Consider the following 19,168-nt stretch of genomic DNA (forward strand, 5'->3'; position numbering starts at 1 on the left):
ACCGGCCTAGATTCATCAAGGAGAACGACTATGCGCGCTCGAGTGATCGGTAGGGCGGTGGCCTGTGCGGTCGTCTGGCTCTGGTGTGCGGCCGCAAGCGCCGCACCGACCGTTCAGCTGATAGCTGACGTGTCCGGCAGCATGAAAAGCAATGACCCGGCCAACCTGCGTGCCACCGGCATCGGGCTCTGGGGGACGCTTCTTCCCAAGGACACGCAGGCCGGACTCTGGACCTTTGGAAGCCAGGTCGATAACCCGGTGCCGCTGGACAAGGTCGATGGCGCCTGGCGGCAATCGGTTGAGGCCGCGCTTCCTCGATTGAGCGCCTATCAGCAGTTCACCGACATTGAGTCGGCGCTTACGAAGGCCCTGGCCGCGGTGCCCGACACCGATGAACCCGCGCACGTCATCCTGCTGACCGATGGCATGGTCGACCTGCCTGGTGCCAGCGGCCAGGCCAAGACCCGGAAAGACGCCGAGTCACGTTCGCGCCTGCTCGAAAGCGTCATCGAGGATTATCGGCAACGGGGCGTGGCAATCGACACCATCGCGCTGTCCGGCGGGGCCGATACCGAGCTCTTGTCGACACTGTCGCGTCAGACCGGCGGCCTTTCTTCGGTGGCGGAAACCCCGGCCACGCTCATGCGCTCGTTTCTGGATGCGATGACGCAGGTCACACCGTTTCAGCGCGTGCCGCTTGGCAGCGACCAACGCTTTTTCCTCGATGATCAGGTCAACGGCATGACTGCGCTGGTGTTTCGTGACGATTCCACATCGTCGCCGCTGTCGTTGATCGGCCCGGATGGGCAACGCATGACGGCGCGCGCCCCCGGTCGCAGCGACTGGCGTCATGAGGCGCGTTTCGATCTGATCACGCTCGACCGGCCAACGCCTGGGGAGTGGCGACTCGACGGCTCCGTCGGGCCGGGCAGTCGCATTTTGATCGATTCGCCGGTCAAGCTGGCGCTTGAAAGCGGTGAGCCGACGCTTTATCAGTTCTTCCCGCGTGACATTACGGCGCGCCTGACCGACAACGATGCGCCGGCCACACCTGAATCGCTTGGTGTGACGCCGCTGTCGATGCGCGCAACGCTTGTTGGCTCTGACGGGCGCACGTTGAGTGATACGCCGTTGACACCCTCTGATGACGGTGCGGTCTACTCAGGGCGGCTGAGCGCTGAAACGCTTGGCAACGCGCAACTTCGAGTGCAGGCGCAAGGTGAGGGCATGACGCGGCTGCGTGTGGCTCAGGTTAACGTGGCGCCGCCGCTGGAGCCGTCCCTTGACGCTTCGCACGGGGTGATCATGGTCGAGGCCCGTGCGCCGAAGCTCACTCACGACAATACCCGCATCTCGGCAACGCTTCTGGGGCAATCCCTTGACGTCACGACTGCTGCCGCAAGGACCTGGCAGGTGCGCCTGCCCGATGAGCTGCCGAGCCAATCGGTGCCGGTCGAGCTCAAGGCAACGATTGATCTGCCGATGCTTTCGCGCACCATCGATCTGCCCTCGGTGACCCTGAACGAACAGGCCCGCGTAGCACTTTCTGGGGCCGGTGAGCGCGCAGCACTCAAGGGGCAGTCCATGGAGGACGCGCAAGCGTCGGAGCAGGACGCCGAAGGGCCGTCCGCGCTCGAGAATCTTTGGAGCAAGGCGCAGGCCGCATGGCCCGAGGTGGTTGCGTGGGCCGAACGTCAGCCCGAGTGGGCCCGGTGGGCAGCCCTTGGCGTTGGTGTGCTGGTGGTACTTTTGCTTGTGCTTGGTGGGCGGCGCAGGCCCGAGCCGCGCCGCCGTGAACCTCACCTGGGCGAGGATGACAATGACCCGCGCCTATGAGGCGTCGTCATCGAACATGCCGTCGAACATCGGTCCGGATAGGTAGCGCTCACCGCTGTCCGGCAGGATGACCGCGATGGTCTTGTCCTTGTAGGCCGGATCTTCTGCAAGCCTCAGCGCGGCCACCATGGCCGCGCCGCAGGAGACGCCGCAAAGAATCCCTTCCTCTTGCATGATGCGCCGCGCCATGGCCATCGCTTCTTCGCTTTCGACCGTCTCGACCTGGTCGACCAACGACACATCCAGATTCTGGGGAATGAAGTTGGCTCCGATGCCCTGAATCTTGTGTGAGGCTGGGGTAATCGGCTGTTCGTTCATGTGTTGGGTGATGATCGGTGATTCCGACGGCTCGACCGCCACGCTGTGCAGCGCCTGGCCTCGCTCACGTTCGAAATAGAGCGAAATGCCGGTCAGGGTGCCGCCGGTACCAACGCCGGCCACCAGTACGTCGAGCTTGCCGTCGAGCGCATCAAAGAGCTCCGGCCCCGTGGTCTTGACGTGAATGGCCGGGTTGGCCGGGTTATTGAACTGCTGCGGCATGTAGTAGCGCTCGGGGTCGCCGTCTCTTAGTTCCTGCGCCTTGTCGACCGCGCCCTGCATGCCCTTGGGTGGCTCGGTCAACACAAGCGTTGCGCCCAATGCCTTCAGAACCTTGCGACGCTCGAGGCTCATGGATGCCGGCATGGTCAGCGTGACCGGGTAGCCCTTGGCCGCCCCCACGAACGCAAGCGCAATGCCGGTGTTGCCTGATGTCGGCTCGATGATTTCCATGCCGGGCTTGAGCGCGCCAGAGGCTTCGGCGTCCCAGATCATGTTGGCCCCGATGCGGCATTTGACCGACATGGCCGGGTTTCGCGCCTCGATCTTGGCGTATAGGCGCGGGTGAGAGGTCAAGCGGTTGATCTTGACCAGCGGGGTCTGTCCGATGGTCTGGGCATTGTCTTCAAAGACGGCACTCATGACGTTCTCCTGATGAATGAATCGCACACGCAAGCCTAATGCCGGCGCGTGTCGATTGCCATGGCGTGTGTGCGCATGGCTCAACAAGAGCGTTGAGTGTGAGTATCTCGACAAAGGTCGTACCCGAGCCTACCGTAGCTCGTTGTTTCTTGGCCGATAGTGCTAGCATTGAAGGTGTTTTGATGTATGACGTCTCCCGCGTCAAGGACAGCCCGATTCAACCATTTCAGCACAAGGATTCTCGCCATGACCCAACAGACCACCGTGTTGCAGGGCGAACCTCTGGAACACTTCGAGCGGTATGACTCCGTGCTGGATGTAATCGATGAAGCCTGTACCACCTATCGTGATCGCGTCGCCTTTTCCTGCATGGATCAGACGATGCGCTTTCATGAGCTGGATGAGCGGGCCGACCGCTTTGCGGCCTGGCTGACCCAAGAGAGTGGATTGGTGCCGGGGGACCGATTTGCGATCATTTTGCCCAATCTACTGCAGTACCCGGTGGCGGTGTTCGGGGCGCTTCGCGCGGGGCTTGTCGTGGTCAACACTAACCCGCTTTACACGCCGGAAGAGATGGCGCATCAGCTGAAGGATTCAGGCGCCAAGGGTGTTCTGGTGTTTTCGCACATGGCTGACCGGCTCGAAAAGGCGCTGTCCAAGACCGACGTCACCTGCGTCATGACAACAGACGTGGCGGATCTTCACGACGCGCCCAAACGCTGGGTATTGAATCTGGGTGCGCGCTACTTGAAGAAGCTGGTGCCACGTTATCACCTGCCTAACGCCGTGAGCTTTCGAACGGTCATGGCCTTTAACGGTCGGGCGACGCGTCACGCGCCGGCCAAGAACGATATGGCGGTGCTTCAATACACCGGCGGCACCACCGGTCAGCCCAAGGGCGCGATGCTGACCCACGCCAACCTGATCGCCAACATGCTCCAGACCGGCCAGATCCTCAAAAGCGCGATTCAGCGGGGCCAGGAGGTCGTGATTGCACCACTGCCGGTCTATCACATCTACACCTTTACGGTGAACTGCATGTTCTGCTGCTGGACGGGCAACCACAGTGTGTTGATTCCCAACCCGCGAGACATGGACGGCTTCATCAAGACGCTTAAAAAGACCGACTTCACCATATTCATCGGGCTCAATACGCTCTTCGCGGGGCTGCTCAAGCAGTCCGGGTTTAAAGCGCTCGATTTCTCGCACCTGAAGCTGACGATTTCCGGCGGCATGGCGCTCTCGAAAGAGACCGCCAAGCGCTGGAAGGGGCTGACCGGCTGTGATGTGCTGGAAGGGTATGGCATGACCGAGACGTCGCCGGTGGTGTGCGTCAATCCGCCCGACAATGTCCAGCTCGGCACGATCGGCGTGCCGGTGGCCGGCACCTCGCTTCAGGTGGTCGATGAGCATGACGTCGCTCAGCCGCTTGGTGCGCCCGGGGAGCTCTGCGTCAAGGGGCCTCAGGTTATGCGGGGGTACTGGCATAACGATGCAGCCAGCGAAAAGGCCTTTCTGGACGGCTCTTGGGTACGCACCGGCGATATGGCGGAACTCAATGAAAACGGCACCGTGCGCATTGTTGATCGCAAGAAGGACATGGTGATTGTCTCCGGCTTCAACGTGTACCCGACCGAGGTCGAGGAAGTGCTGATGACGCACCCGAGTGTTTCCGAGGCCGCAGTGGTGGGGGTGCCGCATGAGGAAAGCGGCGAACTCTTGAAGGCGTTTGTGGTGGCAAGCGATCAATCGCTTGACCAGGATACGCTTCGAGCGTGGTGCAAGGAGCACCTGACCAGCTACAAGGTGCCTCGCCAGATCGAATTTCGAACCGAATTGCCCAAGAGCAACGTCGGCAAGGTGCTTCGTCGTGAGCTTCGCGACGAGGCCGCGTGAGACAGGCGCCTGAGGTGGACGCCACCGCCTCAGGCGTTACAATGACACCTGCAGCCGACCCGACCCCTGGCTGCCCCTTCGGCCGTGTGCCCGTGCGTTTTCTCCAACATGTGGTTTGACTCTCTTGACGACTTCAGCAGCTGAGGTTCTGTCGCAGTGGCAGAACTTGCGTGATCAACTCGAACAATGCATGCGCCAGGACGCCGTGGCGCTGGACAAGCGTCTTGGCAAGGTGCGTCGCCGAATCAAGGAGGGTAAGCCCTCCAGCCGGGCCCTTGGTGAGATCGAGCGTGACATCGCACGTTCCAGGGCGCGATTCGAGGCGCGCTCGAGCACGCAGATTAAGCTCAATTATCCCGAGCAACTGCCGGTGGTTGAAAAGCGCGCCGATATTCTGGCCGCGCTCGAGAAAAGCCAGGTAGTGGTTGTCGCTGGTGAAACCGGGTCGGGAAAGACGACTCAGTTGCCCAAGCTGTGCCTTGAGATGGGGCTTGGCCGCCGGGGGTTGATCGGTCATACCCAGCCTCGCCGGCTGGCGGCGCGCTCGGTGGCAACCCGGCTTGCCGAAGAGCTTGAGGTTGGCCTCGGGGACACCGTGGGGTATCAGGTGCGTTTCACCGACACGACCTCGGAGTCGACGCTGGTCAAGCTGATGACGGACGGCATCCTGCTCAACGAGACCCAGCATGATCCGTGGTTGTCGCGCTATGAAGCGATCATCATCGATGAAGCGCACGAGCGCAGCCTCAATATCGATTTTCTGCTCGGGTACTTGAAGCGTCTGACCGACAAGCGCCCCGATCTCAAGATCATCATTACCTCGGCGACTATCGACGTTCAGCGATTTTCCGAGCATTTCGGTGGTGCGCCAATCGTCGAAGTCTCCGGTCGAACCTATCCGGTCGAAACGCTCTACCGGCCGCTGGTGAGGGAGACCGACGAGGAAGAGGATCAAACGCTTCAAGAAGGCATTGCCTCGGCGGTCGAGGACATTGATCGGATCGAGCGCGAGCGCGGCTGGCACTTTGGCCCGCGCGACATCCTGATCTTCTTGCCGGGCGAGCGGGAAATCCGTGAAACCGCTGACACGCTCAGGAAGGCGCGCTTGAAGGATACCGAGGTGCTGCCGCTGTACGCTCGGCTTTCCAACAGCGAGCAGAACAGGGTGTTCTCGCCGCACAGCGGACGGCGGGTTGTGCTGTCGACCAACGTGGCCGAAACCTCGCTGACAGTACCTGGCATTCGCTATGTGATCGACCCGGGTCTTGCCCGCATCAGCCGCTACAGTTACCGCGCCAAGGTGCAGCGTCTTCCGATCGAGGCCGTCAGCCAGGCGAGTGCGAATCAGCGCAAGGGCCGCTGCGGGCGAATCGCGGAAGGGGTGTGCATTCGCCTTTACAGTGAAGACGACTTCTTGGCGCGCCCGGAATTTACCGAGCCCGAGATTCAACGCACCAACCTGGCCTCGGTGATTCTCTCGATGCTGTCGCTGAAGCTTGGTGACATCGACAAGTTTCCGTTCGTCGACCCGCCCGGGTCGCGGTTCATCAGTGACGGCTTTCGGTTGTTGTTCGAGCTGGGCGCGGTCGATCATGCCCAGCATCTGACCCAGAAGGGACGCCAGCTTGCCAAGCTCCCGATCGACCCGCGCCTTGCGGCGATGATTCTTGCCGCCGGCCCGCTTGGCAGCGTGCGGGAGACCTTGATCATTGTCAGTGCCCTGAGCATTCAGGATCCGCGCGAACGCCCGGCCGAGAAGCGCGAGGCCGCCGATCAGAAACACCGGCAGTGGCAGTCGCCGGATTCGGACTTCATGTCGTGGCTGAGCCTCTGGCACGGCTTCGATGAGGCCCGGGGGCTTTACTCGAGCAGTGGCCTGCGACGCTGGTGTCGCGAGAATTATCTGAATTACCTGCGCCTTCGTGAATGGCACGATACCTTCCGTCAGCTTCGAAAGCTGGCGCAGTCACTTGGGTTGACGCTCAGCGAGGCGGACACCCCCGCGGATGAATCGCTGGTGCATCGGGCGCTGCTGGCGGGGCTTTTATCGAACATCGGCCTCAAGCAGGAGCAGCGCGAGTATCTGGGTACACGCAATCGAAAATTCCTGATTCATCCCGCATCGGGTCTTTCCAAGCGCGCTCCCAAATGGGTGATGGCCGGTGAGCTGATGGAGACGTCGCAGTTGTTCGCGCGCGAGGTGGCCGGCCTCAAGCCGGAATGGATCGAGCCTCTGGCCGAGCATCTGGTCAAGCGAAGCTACAGCGACCCGCACTGGGAAATGAAGCGGGCTCAGGTCGTGGCGTTTGAGCAGGTCACGCTGTTCGGGCTGCCGATCGTTAGCCGGCGCAAGATCAATTACGCCCCCATCGCCCCGGAAGAGGCGCGCCAGATTTTCATCCAGCACGCGCTGGTTGAGGGCGAGTACCGAACCCAGGGCGCCTTTTTCGAACATAACCGCGCGCTGATTGATGAGGTTGGTGATCTCGAGGACCGGGCTCGACGCCGGGATATTTTAATCGACGAAGAGACATTGGCGGCGTTTTACGACCAGCGTCTGCCAAGTGACGTGGTCGATGGCAAGAGCTTCGAGAAATGGCGGCGTCACGCCGAGCAGACGGACCCCGATGTGCTTCGGCTCGACAAGAGCGATCTGCTCGCGCGCGACGCCGTCGAAGTCACCGAGCAGCGCTACCCTGATCAGCTGACGCTCAACGGCGTGTGCTATCCGCTGTCGTATCACTTTTCCCCTGGCGCAGAGGACGACGGGGTCAGCATGACCGTGCCGGCCAGCATGCTTTCCCAGCTGCCTAGAGCGCGGCTTGATTGGCTGGTGCCGGGGCTCTTGCGCGATAAGGCGATTGCCTTGATGAAATCACTGCCCAAGCAGTATCGACGTCAGGTGGTTCCGATTCCCGATTGGGTCGATGCCGCTCTTGAAGCCCTGTCGCCCGATGATGTGGCCCTGAGTGCGGCGCTTGCCGAATTCATGCGCCAGAAAACCGGGCTTCGTCTGCCGGAATCGGCCTGGCAGAGCGATCAGCTTCCGCCGCATTTGATCATGAACATCAAGGTGGTGGCGCACGATGGCAGCTACCTCGGGCAGGGGCGCGACGTGGACGCACTCGAGCAGCGCTTCAGCGAGGCGGCGAAAGCCAGTACTCAGGCGCTTGCAAACGACGCGCTCCAGCAGAGTGCGCTCACGGCCTGGCCCCGCGAGGCGCTGCCTGAATCCCACGTTCAGGAGCAGGCGGGTATTCGGGTTGAGGCGTATCCGGCGGTGGTGGATGAGGGCAGTGCGCTCGGCGTGAAACTCTTCGATCATCCGGAGAAGGCGCTGACGCAGCATCGGGAAGGGGTCAAGCGTGCCGCGATGATGGCGTTGCCGGATCAGGTGCGCTATCTATCGCGCGCCATCGACGGCCTCGAGGAGTGTGTGCTGTTGTTTGCCAATGTGGGCTCACGGCGTGATTTCATCGATGATTTCGTCGAAGCGGCATTTTTACGCACCTTCGCCCACGACCCGCTACCGCGTGATGAGGCGGCGCTCGCTGCACGTATCGAAGCTGAACGCGCTGAACTCGTGCCGACCGCGGAGCTGATCATGGGTGAGGCCAGGGCGGCGCTCAAGGGGCATCTGGCGGTCGCCAAAAAGCTCAAGGGCAGCGTCAATCTTCAGCTGGCGCGCACCTATTCAGACCTCAAGTCACAAATGGCGCGTTTGGTACACCGAGACTTTATTCGAGAGGCGGGCACGTGGTTAAGCCACTATCCTCGGTATATGGAGGCGGCATCGATCCGACTCGAGAAGGCGCCACGAGAAGTGCGCAAGGATCAGTTGGCCATGGATGACGTGCAGGCCTTCGAGCAGCGTCTTTACGCGCATCTCGACAAGGCGCGGCATCAAGGCGTGGTCGACCCGGCACTTTTTGAGTTTGGCTGGTGGATCGAAGAGCTTCGCGTGTCCCTGTTTGCCCAGCAGCTTGGTACGCTCGAGCCTGTGTCGGACAAGCGTCTGGAGCGTCGCTGGAAAACGCTCAAGGAGCAGGGCATCGTTTAGTCGCCGCGCGGTTTGGTCGTAAAGGCACAGCGCGTGGCTGCGTTTGAAAGGCGAGGGGTGTAAGGTAGACCCCCTTGGGAACACAACGCCCGCAAAACGGGTCTCGAAGGAACAGTTATGGGTTCGAAAGCAACCGTTACCGCCATGGCATTGGCCGGCCTTGTTACCACCGGCTGCGCCAGTACCAATGGGCAGCAGTCCAACCCGCAGGATCCATGGGAAGGCTATAACAGGGCCGTTTTTTCATTCAATGATACGCTTGACCGTTATGCATTGAAGCCCGTGGCCGAAGGGTATGACTATGTCACCCCAGAGCCGGTTCAGGATGGCGTCGGCAACTTCTTCAATAACCTCGGCGAAGTCGGCAACTTCCTCAATAGCCTCATGCAGTGGAAGCTGAGTGCGGCAGGTGTTGCTGGCTCCCGGTTTCTGCTCAACACCACACTGGGGCTCGGCGGTCTGCTTGACCCGGCCGGTCGCATGGGGCTTGAGCGTCAGCCCGAGGATTTCGGTCAAACGCTTGCCACGTGGGGTGTAGGGCAGGGGCCGTATCTGGTCTGGCCGTTTCTTGGGCCGAGCACGGTGCGTGACAGCGCGGGCTTTCCGGTCAACTGGTATACCGACCCGGTTACCTACATTGACGATGACCCGACTCGCTGGTCGTTCCGCGCACTCGATATCGTTGATACACGGGCGGGCCTTCTTGATCAGGAGAGCCTGATGCAGGGCGATCGCTACAGCTTCGTGCGAGATGCCTATCTTCAGCGCCGTCAGTTCCTGATCAATGACGGCAAGGCCACCAAAGACCCGTTTGCCTCGGGTGACGTGGACTTCAATGATGATGACTTTGCTCAATAACGTCTGTCTGCGACCGCGTTCATGCTGAGCGCTCGACCAGTCATCGGCCTAATCGATCGGCCAGGTGCGTTCCGTGACCGGCTGGTCGGACTGCTCGAACGCTTTGGCTACAAGGCGGTCGCCATGGATGGGCTGGACGCACTGACCCGGCGTGTCTCACTGGTGGTCGTTCATATCACGGCACTTGAAGGTCGGCAGTGGGATGATCTGGCGCGGCGGTATCCGACGCTTGCCGTCAGCGATCGCACGTACGATCACGTGGACATCATCTCGGCAATCGATGCAGGCGTCGAGGATTACCTCATTGATCCGGTGATGAACACGTCGCTGTTCAAGCGGCTGATCGAACGCGCGCTGGAAGACAGTGAACGTCGCCAAGCCGCCGTTCGCGACCGTGACCGGCTCGAGGCGCTCAACGAGCAGCTGCAGACACACCTGACGCTCTTGCGTGAGGATCTGTATGCAGGTGGACAGATTCAGCGCAAGCTGCTGCCGGTCTCACCTCAGCGTCTCAATGGGCTCGAAGCATCGTTCTGGCTTGCCCCTTCTCTGTACCTGTCCGGTGACTTTCTGGACTATCGGGCGCTCGGGGCGCATTACAGCCTCTTTACCTTCATTGATGTCTCAGGCCATGGCGCGTCGTCGGCATTCGTGACGGTGTTGATCAAATCATTGATTCAGCGCGTATTGGCTCAGTGGGACGGTCAGCACCCGGAAGAGCTTTTGCCGGCGATGCTGACCAGTCTCAATGAAAATTTGATGGAAACCGGCGTGGGCAAACACGCTGCCTTGTTTCTGGGCATGATCGACCGACGCAGCCAAACGCTTTTTTATTCACTGGGCGCTCAAATGCCGATGCCGTTCATCAAGGAGGGCAGTGACGTTGATGTGCTCAGCGGGGACGGCCCGCCGATCGGGCTTTTTCCAGGCGTTCGTTTTCCGGTGTTCGAGCGGGTGCTCGATGCCGGATTTTCTCTGTGGTTATGTTCCGATGGTGTATTTGATTGCCTTCAGGCTGATACATTGGATGAGAAAATTGAAATGCTGCGTTTGAGAGTGGCAGAGTCTGCATCCATTGCGGATCTGAAAGGGTCGTTGACCCTGGGTGATGCGCTTCCCGATGATCTTACCATCATGATGCTGAGTGGGTTTCACGATGATTGAGGCACGCATTCAAGCGGCGTATGTGGATCATGTATTCATTTTAAAGCTCACAGGCGATGTACGACTGACCCTGTGTGCCACGCTCGATCAGCAGGCTCGGGCGCTTTCCGAACTGCGCGATCTCAAGGATGTGATCATTGACCTTCGTGAGGTAATAAACCTGGATTCCACCTCGCTTGGCTTTCTTGCAAAGATCGCTCTGGCGGTCAAGGCGCGCATCGATCGCCAACCCGTCGTGATCGCAAGCCATCCTGACGTATTGCGCATGTTCGATGTCATGGGGTTCCGGCATTATGTGTCGTTGAGCGAGGCGCCGCCCGAGCAGCAGGAGTTTCATGACTTACCGGTCGTGGATACCGATGAGGCAGGCCTTCGCGAGCGCATTCTCGATGCCCATCGAACGTTGATGACACTCAATGAGCGCAACAAGAGCGAGTTTCAGCCGCTGGTCGATCTTCTGGAACTTCAGCGTTTCGACGCCGACCCACCATCCTGATTTGGGTATTAGCCCCACGCCTGATTCAGGCCCTTTCACGCTCATGGCATGAACTGTTCCGGCTCCTGTAGGACACACGGAGAAAGGAGGTTCATGCGCGAGGTATGTCATGGAAGACAGAGAGAATTCAGAGCGCCATTATCCCTACCACCTTGTTGTAACTCTGGCGGCGCTGGTCATCATTGTGACCGGCCTAAAGCTTGGGGCCGACATTATCATTCCGATTCTACTGGCGACCTTCGTGGCCGTATTGTGCGCGCGTCCGGTGAGCTGGCTGCATCAGAAGGGCCTTGGCATTACACCTTCAATCTGTTTGGTGCTTGCAGGGCTTGCGATCTTGTTGGGGGCATTTGGCACCTTGATTGCGGCGCATTTGAATGCGTTCGTGGAGCAGCTGCCGGATATGGAAGCCAAGTTGCAGGAATACTACAAGGTCATCATCGACTGGATGAACTCGAATGGCGTGCCGGCGGAGCTTTCCTCGGCCGAGCGATTCTTCGACCCGGACAAGGCCACGCGGCTCATGCCGATGTTGCTTGGAGGAATCGGCAGTGCGCTGTCACAGATCTTGATCATTTTCCTGTTGATGATCTTTGTGCTGTACGAAACGCTCGATTTCCCGAAAAAGATCAAGCTGGCACTGGAGCAGCCGGAAGCGAGCATGCGACGTTTCACCCAGTTTTCACTGACGCTTCAGCGCTATCTGGTGGTCAAGACGGGGATCAGTATCATCACTGGTGGCCTGGTGTCACTGTCGTGCGTACTGCTGAACGTTCAGTTCGCGCTGTTGTGGGGCGTTCTGGCATTTCTTTTGAACTACATCCCCAATCTAGGCTCGATCATCGCGGCCGTGCCGGCGGTACTTTTGACGCTGGTCATGCCCGAAGGCGGCTTCATCAAGGCGGCCATGCTGGGCGGCTGTTATACCGGCATCAACTTCATTCTTGGCAACTTCGTTGAGCCGCGCATCATGGGGCAAACCCTTGGCATGTCGACGTTGGTGGCGTTTTTGTCGTTGGTCGTCTGGGGCTGGATTCTTGGGCCGGTCGGAATGTTTCTCTCGGTGCCGTTGACCATGTCGCTCAAGATCGCACTCGACAGTCACCCGGATACGCGTTGGCTGTCGATCATGCTGGGGCCGACTCAACGGCGACGGGAGAAATCGCGCGAGAAAAAAAGTCGCAGCGCATCCTGACGCATAAAAAACCCACCTCGAAAGGTGGGTTTTTTCTAAGCGAGTCAGTCCGCCTACGCGTTCTGCTCGATAAACTGCACAAGCTGCGGCTTGGACTGGGCGCCGACCAGTGACGCAACCTTGTTGCCTTCCTTGAACATCACGACCGTGGGCACGCCACGTACGCCCTGTTCTGCGGCGATGTCGGCGGCGTCATCGACATTGATGCTGACCACTTTCAGTGTGTCGGCCTTTTCTTCAGCCACTTCGTCGACGACCGGCGCCATCATCTTGCAGGGGCCGCACCACGGTGCCCAGAATTTCAGCATCACGGGTTTGTCGGATTTCAGCACTTCTTGTTCGAAGTTGGCTGCGGTGACATCAATGTTGTTACTCATAAGGTTCTCCAGTTCTCTCAACTGCGTCGCAGTTCATGGCAAGGATGGTAGCGGTTGCCTGATACAGAGGCAAATAACATCCTTTAAACGGGGCGATTGCGTGTGGCGTGCCACGTTATATGGGGACACTCATGGCTTAAAAAAAGGCGTAGCGAATGCCGAGTACCAACAATAACCCGGTCAAGAGTGTACGCAGCAGCGCATCCGGCAGGTAGCGCGTCATGCGGGCCCCCAGATGGATGGCGGGCAGTGAGCCGATCAGAAGCGCACCGAGCAGCATGAAATCCACGTTCCCCAGGAACAGGTGCCCGGTACCTGCAACCAGCGTCAAAGGCACGGCGTGGGCAATGTCGGTTCCGACGATCTTGCCGGCACGAAAGCTTGGGTAGAGGACCATCAGAATGGCGGTTCCAAACACACCGGCGCCCACGGAGGAGAGTGTGACACACACTCCGAGAATCAAGCCCGAGAACAACGTAAGCTGGGGGGTGTAGCGTTGAATCCAGCCATCTTTCTTGGCTGCAAACCGCTGCAGGGGACCTTTGAAAATCAAAATGACGGCGGTCATGATCAGCATGACACCAAGCATGCCCGTAATCAGATCGCCATAGGCGTGGCTGCCGTCAAAGAATTGATCAAGCACCCACACCGTCACGAGCGCGGAGGGGATGCTGGTGGCGGCCAGGAGTTTGACCACGCGCCAATCTATGTGCTGCTGCTTATGATGGCTGAAGGCGCCACTGAACTTGGTCAGGGCGGCGTAAAGCAGGTCGGTTCCGACAGCCACGCTGGGTGGAAAACCGAACAGCAGCAGCAGCGGGGTCATCAGCGAGCCGCCACCGATACCGGAGAGGCCGACGGCAAACCCGACGCCTGCGCCGGCAAGTATATATAAAAGGAGGTCGGTCAATTCCATTGTCAGCGGCCCATCGTGAAAGAGTGATCATAACGGCGGGTATCTTAAGATGTCCTCTTTATGCCCGAAAGGAATGATTGTTCATTATTTTATGCCTTGATAGCATTAAAAAGGTCATTATTGCTGGGTGGGGGTTGCCGTGAAGCTTCAACAATTGCGTTATATCTGGGAAGTTTCCCGCCATAACTTGAACGTATCAGCCACGGCGCAAAGTTTGTATACGTCGCAGCCGGGCATCTCGAAGCAGATTCGGTTGCTCGAGGATGAACTCGGCGTCGAGATTTTTGCGCGAAGTGGCAAACATTTGACACGGGTTACCCCGGCCGGACGCGCGATCATCGATCTGGCTGGCCAGGTACTGTGTACGGTCGGAAACATTAAACAGGTGGCTCAGGAGCACAGCGATGAGCAGTGTGGCAGCCTGTCGCTCGGGACCACCCATACTCAGGCGCGCTACGCACTGCCTTCGATTATTCAGGAATTTCGGGCGAAGTTCCCGGATGTGGCCCTGCACATGCAGCAGGGTACCCCCAAGCAGATCGCGCAGATGGTCTCTGAAGGCCAGGCTGACTTCGCCATCTGTACCGAGGCGCTTGAACATTTCACGGATTTGATCCTATTGCCGTGCTATCGCTGGAATCGCTGCGTGCTGGTGCCCAAGGATCATCCACTGGCGCAGTCGCCTCTGACACTCGAGGCGCTAGCCGAACATCCGGTGGTCACCTACACCTTCGGATTCACGGGCCGCTCCCAGCTTGACGACGCTTTTCGACGCAACGGCCTTGCCCCCAACGTGGTGCTGACCGCCGCCGATGCCGACGTCATCAAGACCTATGTGCGTCTTGGTATGGGGGTTGGGATTGTCGCGCATATGGCGGTCGATCCTGTTGCCGATCATGATCTGGTGGCGATCGATGCAAGCCATCTGTTCGAAAGCTCAATCACTCGGATTGGCATTCGGCGGGGAACGTTCATGCGCGGGTATATGTATGACTTTCTGCACCGCTTTGCAGGCCACCTTGACCGAGACCGAGTGGATGCAGCATTGGAAGCCGGTCCAAAAAACGAGGCGGGCCTGTTCGAGGATGTGGTTTTGCCGGTTCGCTAGAAAGTCGACACGCTAGAGCACTCAATAGAGCACTCAAACGAAAAAGCGCAGCCCCGCGGCTGCGCTTTTTTATGAAGTAAGGGTCTTTTGGGCCAGAACATTTCGTCAGTGCGCCAGGTGCAAGCCGCATTCGCGCGTCTCTTCACCCTTGGTTGGGTCGAAGTAGTCGAAGTTGTTCGGCAGGTCATGCTTGACCAGATACTCGTAGAGGTCCTTGGAGCTCCAGTGCAGAAGCGGCGCGACCTTGATCAGGCCGTCGCTATTGACGCTGACGGGTTGCATCTGGGCGCGATGCTGAGTGTCGGAGGCGCGCAGCGCCGTAAACCAGACGGTCGGTGCCATTTCGCGAATGGCGCGTTCAAACGGCTCGAGCTTGACCTCGGCGGTGAACGCGTCATGACGCGGGTCATCAAGGCCTGGAGCATCGCCTTCGACTGCTTCTCGATGCGCGCGCGTGCGCTTGGGCACGAAGATGAAGCGATTAAGGCCAAGTTTCTGGGTCACTTCATCAGCAAACTGGTAGGTGGCGGGCGTGTTATAGCCGGAATCCATCCAGACAACCGGAACATCAGGCTTGAGTGTTGCCACCATGTGGAGAATGACCGCCTCGAACGGGCGGAAGTTGGTGGTCACGATCGGAAGCCCCCCTTGTTCCAGCGCCCATTCGACCAGTTTCTCTGCATCGTTGCCGAACTGCTGATTGACGTCATCAATGGTCATGCGTGTTCTCTCCGTACGTGATGAGTAATGGGGTCAAGCCTACCAGAGCCGTGTTGAGGCCGGCTAATATCGTTCGCTTAGAAGCTTAGAGCGCCAGGCGCTCATGTCTCGGACTCCAGCGCGTTCATCAAGTGGCGAATCTTGGCGATCGATTCGGCGTATTCTTCTTCTTCGACCGAGTCGGCCACGATGCCGCCGCCGCCCCAGAGGTGAACGCGGCCTTTCTGCATCAGTGCGGTGCGGATCATGATGGACGTATCCATGTTGCCGCGCGTGTCGATGTAGCCAAGCGAGCCGCAGTAGGGCGCCCGAAAGACAGGTTCCAGTTCATCGATGATCTCTATGGCGCGATGTTTTGGAGCGCCCGTGATTGACCCACCTGGAAAGGCCGCCATCAATGCATCAAGCGCGTCCTTGCTTGAGTCGAGCTGGCCTGTGATGGTGCTGACCAGATGATGCACATTGGCGTAGGACTCAAGCGCCATCAGTTTGGGAACGGTGACGGTGCCCGGCGCACTCACACGGCCTAAATCGTTTCGAAGAAGATCCACGATCATCACGTTTTCGGCCTTGTCCTTGAGGCTTGCTTCAAGCTCCAGCGCCAGCTGCCGGTCCTCTTCATGCGTTGCGCCCCGGGGGCGTGTGCCCTTGATCGGCTGCGCCATCAGTGTGCGTTCGCTGCAGCGGATAAAACGCTCTGGTGACAAGGACATTAACGCGCCATCGCCCCAGTCCAGATAACCGGAAAACGGCGTTGGTGTTGCCGCTCTCAGGCGTTGGTAGGCCTCGAAGCCATCACCTTCGGTATGTGCGCTGAACCGTTGAGTCAGATTGATCTGATAGCAGTCACCGGCACGCAAGTACGCCTGTACCTGCTGAAACGCCACACCGTAATCAGCGCGTGTCCATTCAGGTGCAAACGGGGTCGTGCAGTGAAACGAAGGACGTTGTCGTTTGTGCGCTGGACGCGAAAGCATCTGATGACGCTCATGGCGCTTGGTCTCGGGCGCGATGAGCGTGGCGCACTTTTCGTGATGATCGAGCACCAGGGCCCAGTCGTAGGCACCCAGCATGGCCCAGGGCCAGGTCACGGAAGGGTCCTCTTTTAAAGGCAAGGCCTGAAGCGTCCGAGCGAACTCATAGCTCCAGTAACCGATAATTCCACCGGAAAAGGGCAGGTCCGCCATATCGTTGGGCACACTGTGTTCGGCCAGTGACAAAAGGGCCTTCTGAGCGGTATGGACGTCCTGAATATGAGTCAGATGCGCTGGGGCATCCGCGCTCCACTCAAGCCCATTCGGTTGGACCTTAAGCGTGCACAACGGTTGGCTCGAAAGAATGTCGAAGCGCCCCGTAGCGGAATGCGGCTTGCCGGAATCGAGCAAGACCGCGCCGGGTTCGTCTTTGAGTTTTGAAAAATAGCCAAGTGGCGACGGCTCATAGGGAAGCGACGTCAAGGTCAGGTGCGTCATGAAAGGCGACCGAGTGCGAGACAAGTGAACGGGCAAGCCCGATGGAATAGGGGAATGCTATCATGTCCGGCTTTTGATCGGGATGAATAGGGTAGACGTATGGCGGCTGGCTGGCAGCAGCAACATGGCACATTGCAGTTGAGGGATCAGTCGGTCCACTGGGCGCGATTGAAGAAAACGGCCGACACTGAACAGTTAGGTTCCGAAGGCGCGCCATTGCCACTGATACTGCTCCATGGGGCGGGCGTGTCGGGTGCTGTGACCTGGGGTGGGTTTTTACCGCATTTTACGCACTATACGGACATCGTGATTCCGGATCTTCGAGGGGCGGGCAAGACCCATTTCCCCGGCGGGGACGAGCGGGCGTTTACCATGGACGAGGTGCTCGATGATCTTGAAGCGCTGATGGACGAGCAGGGCATCGAGCGGTTCGATGTGGCGGGGTATTCCTTTGGAGGCCTGGCTGCAATGCTCTTAAAGGCGCGACTGGGCGATCGCATCAATCGCCTGACCTTGTTGGAACCTGCGTTACTTGAACGAATGGACTGCGAAGCATCCGTTCGTATCCGCGAGCATTATACGTATGCGGCCAGCGCCATTAGAGAAGGAAGAACCGCTGAAGAGGGCATCACGCAGTTTCTGGACCTGATCGCGCCGAAGCGCTCCCGTGACCCGCGCGTCGAGTCGGTGGCCATCAAGCGCCTCGGTCGACGTCATGAAGGCTTTGCTCACGCACTTGATTGCGTGACACAGGCGATCAAGCACACTGATCGCGAGGCGCTGCTTGCCAGGCAGGACTGTGTCTTGAGCGTCGTGGGTGGGCGAAGCCCGCGTGCGATGCGGGAGTATCATCATTATCTCGGGGAAGCCTATCCAGCGTGGCGTTACGTTGAGTTGAGTGAAACCGATCACTCCCTGCCATTTCAAAAGCCAAGGCAGCTGGTGGAACTGATCGAGCGCCGATAACGTGAGTCGGGCTTGTTATGCGCTGGAGGGCGTGGCAGCGTTCCAGGATCTCTTGTTTTATTAACGTACATTCAGGTCTCTCCATGACGAGTGAGTCAACCGAAGTCCGGACGATCGCCGAGCGTGTCTTTCATAAGCTCCAGGACGACATCGTGCGTGGCCATCTTCCTGCGGGAAGCAAGATTACCGAGCCAGGGCTTGCGAAAAGTTATGGGGTGTCGCGTGGGCCACTGCGTGAGGCCATGCGTCGACTTGAAACGCACCGCTTGATCGAGCGAGTGCCGCACGTGGGCGCCAGGGTAGTGAAGCTTTCCATGCGAGAACTGCTGGAGCTGTTTGATATGCGTGAGGCCTTGGAGAGCATGGCCGCGCGTCTGGCTGCAAGGCATATGACCCAGGACGAGCTCGCAGCACTTCGAGGCGTGCTTGATGCGCATGAGGAGCAGCACGATCTGCCGCCCGGCGAGGCGTATCACCGTCGAGAGGGTGATCTGGACTTTCACTTCCATATTGTTAGAGGCAGTCACAACCGTATGTTGATGACCACGCTCTGTGACGACCTCTACTATTTGGTTCGGCTCTATCGAACGCAGTACAGTGCTACCGGAACGCGGCCCCAGCGTGCGTTTGTCGAGCATCACAGAATCGTTGACGCCATTGCCTCAGGTGATGAAGAGCTTGCCGAAACGCTAATGCGACGCCACATTACGGCGTCACGGCAGCTGGTAACCGAACGCTACGCCATGACGCTTGAGCATTCTGAGCAAAAGGAAGAGCCGATCTCGAGACGGCGCATCAACTCATAAGCCGCATTATAAGTGTCCCACAGGCCCCGGCCAGCGGGGCGCTTTTGTATTGGTGTCATTCCGATGTCATCTTTTTTCGACAAAGGGGTTGCGCTCGAGTCAGTGCGTGGGTAAAGTACGCATCCGCTGTCGGGGACGTCGCAAACGGCCAGGCAGTATGAAGTGCGCAAGGTGCTGATTTGGTTTGGTTTTTCTAAGCTTTTTTGAAAAATCGGACGTTGACATTTCAGCCCGGTTCGGTAGAATACGCCGCACTTCATCGGACGCAGCTTCGAGTGATTGAAGAGCGGTTTTCTTGCTCTTCAGGTCGGAATTTGGTTTTCTGATCGGTCGCTCAA

At 59.0% G+C, this 19,168-nt stretch carries 16 protein-coding genes; 10 read left to right on the forward strand and 6 right to left on the reverse strand.

Features of this window, described 5'->3' with window-relative positions; translation table 11 throughout:
- Positions 1–30: 30 nt before the first annotated feature.
- Entirely contained in the window at positions 31–1,836 is a 1,806-nt protein-coding gene (locus NAT23_RS14170; RefSeq protein ID WP_251929305.1) for a VWA domain-containing protein, read from the forward strand.
- Here the strand turns inward: NAT23_RS14170 and cysK are convergent.
- Entirely contained in the window at positions 1,831–2,796 is a 966-nt protein-coding gene (gene cysK / locus NAT23_RS14175; RefSeq protein ID WP_251593614.1) for a cysteine synthase A, read from the reverse strand. The two genes, NAT23_RS14170 and cysK, sit on opposite strands and share 6 nt — an antisense overlap.
- 246 nt (positions 2,797–3,042) lie before the next feature.
- Between cysK and NAT23_RS14180 the strand changes: the two genes are divergently transcribed.
- From NAT23_RS14180 to NAT23_RS14205, 6 genes are all read left to right on the forward strand, one after another.
- Positions 3,043–4,692, forward strand: coding sequence for an AMP-binding protein (locus NAT23_RS14180; protein ID WP_251929306.1), 1,650 nt, complete (start codon positions 3,043–3,045; stop codon positions 4,690–4,692).
- Positions 4,693–4,816: 124 nt separating this feature from the next.
- Entirely contained in the window at positions 4,817–8,752 is a 3,936-nt protein-coding gene (gene hrpA, locus NAT23_RS14185) for an ATP-dependent RNA helicase HrpA (protein WP_286010056.1), read from the forward strand.
- Positions 8,753–8,869: 117 nt separating this feature from the next.
- A complete protein-coding gene (locus tag NAT23_RS14190; protein ID WP_251929307.1) occupies positions 8,870–9,610 on the forward strand; it encodes an MlaA family lipoprotein in 741 nt (246 codons plus the stop codon).
- A gap of 21 nt (positions 9,611–9,631) precedes the next feature.
- Complete coding sequence (locus NAT23_RS14195; RefSeq protein ID WP_251929308.1) at positions 9,632–10,774, forward strand: PP2C family protein-serine/threonine phosphatase; 1,143 nt, start codon at positions 9,632–9,634, stop codon at positions 10,772–10,774.
- The gene (locus tag NAT23_RS14200; RefSeq protein ID WP_251929309.1) at positions 10,767–11,270 is read left to right on the forward strand and encodes an STAS domain-containing protein; all 504 of its coding nucleotides are present in this window, start codon (positions 10,767–10,769) and stop codon (positions 11,268–11,270) included. Before NAT23_RS14195 ends, NAT23_RS14200 begins: the two co-directional genes overlap by 8 nt.
- 109 nt (positions 11,271–11,379) lie before the next feature.
- Positions 11,380–12,465, forward strand: coding sequence for an AI-2E family transporter (locus NAT23_RS14205; RefSeq protein ID WP_251929310.1), 1,086 nt, complete (start codon positions 11,380–11,382; stop codon positions 12,463–12,465).
- Positions 12,466–12,518: 53 nt separating this feature from the next.
- Here the strand turns inward: NAT23_RS14205 and trxA are convergent, their stop codons facing one another.
- Positions 12,519–12,842: a thioredoxin gene (gene trxA, locus NAT23_RS14210; protein WP_251593595.1), complete on the reverse strand. Its 324-nt coding sequence runs from the start codon at positions 12,840–12,842 to the stop codon at positions 12,519–12,521.
- 136 nt (positions 12,843–12,978) lie between these two features.
- Positions 12,979–13,758: a sulfite exporter TauE/SafE family protein gene (locus NAT23_RS14215; RefSeq protein ID WP_251929311.1), complete on the reverse strand. Its 780-nt coding sequence runs from the start codon at positions 13,756–13,758 to the stop codon at positions 12,979–12,981.
- Positions 13,759–13,897: 139 nt separating this feature from the next.
- On the opposite strand from NAT23_RS14215, the gene cysB reads away from it, so the two are divergent.
- Positions 13,898–14,866, forward strand: coding sequence for an HTH-type transcriptional regulator CysB (gene cysB, locus NAT23_RS14220; RefSeq protein WP_251929312.1), 969 nt, complete (start codon positions 13,898–13,900; stop codon positions 14,864–14,866).
- 105 nt (positions 14,867–14,971) lie between these two features.
- On the opposite strand, the gene NAT23_RS14225 is transcribed toward cysB, so the two are convergent.
- Both NAT23_RS14225 and pabB read right to left on the reverse strand, forming a co-directional pair.
- Positions 14,972–15,586 carry a phosphoadenosine phosphosulfate reductase domain-containing protein gene (locus NAT23_RS14225; protein WP_251929313.1) on the reverse strand — a complete coding sequence of 205 codons (615 nt, stop codon included), beginning with the start codon at positions 15,584–15,586 and terminating at the stop codon, positions 14,972–14,974.
- A gap of 101 nt (positions 15,587–15,687) precedes the next feature.
- Positions 15,688–17,058 carry an aminodeoxychorismate synthase component I gene (pabB, locus tag NAT23_RS14230; RefSeq protein ID WP_251929314.1) on the reverse strand — a complete coding sequence of 457 codons (1,371 nt, stop codon included), beginning with the start codon at positions 17,056–17,058 and terminating at the stop codon, positions 15,688–15,690.
- Positions 17,059–17,157: 99 nt separating this feature from the next.
- On the opposite strand from pabB, the gene NAT23_RS14235 reads away from it, so the two are divergent.
- Together NAT23_RS14235 and NAT23_RS14240 are read left to right on the forward strand one after the other, a co-directional pair.
- Positions 17,158–18,024 (forward strand): alpha/beta fold hydrolase, encoded by an 867-nt coding sequence (locus NAT23_RS14235; protein ID WP_251929315.1) that lies wholly within the window; start codon positions 17,158–17,160, stop codon positions 18,022–18,024.
- Between the two features lie 83 nt (positions 18,025–18,107).
- Positions 18,108–18,830 (forward strand): GntR family transcriptional regulator, encoded by a 723-nt coding sequence (locus NAT23_RS14240; protein WP_251929316.1) that lies wholly within the window; start codon positions 18,108–18,110, stop codon positions 18,828–18,830.
- A gap of 99 nt (positions 18,831–18,929) precedes the next feature.
- Here the strand turns inward: NAT23_RS14240 and NAT23_RS14245 are convergent.
- Positions 18,930–19,168 (reverse strand): hypothetical protein (locus tag NAT23_RS14245; protein WP_251929317.1); only part of this gene is annotated, 239 nt, incomplete at its 5' end.

It is taken from the genome of Larsenimonas salina, assembly GCF_023736155.1.
Classification (GTDB): domain Bacteria; phylum Pseudomonadota; class Gammaproteobacteria; order Pseudomonadales; family Halomonadaceae; genus Larsenimonas; species Larsenimonas salina.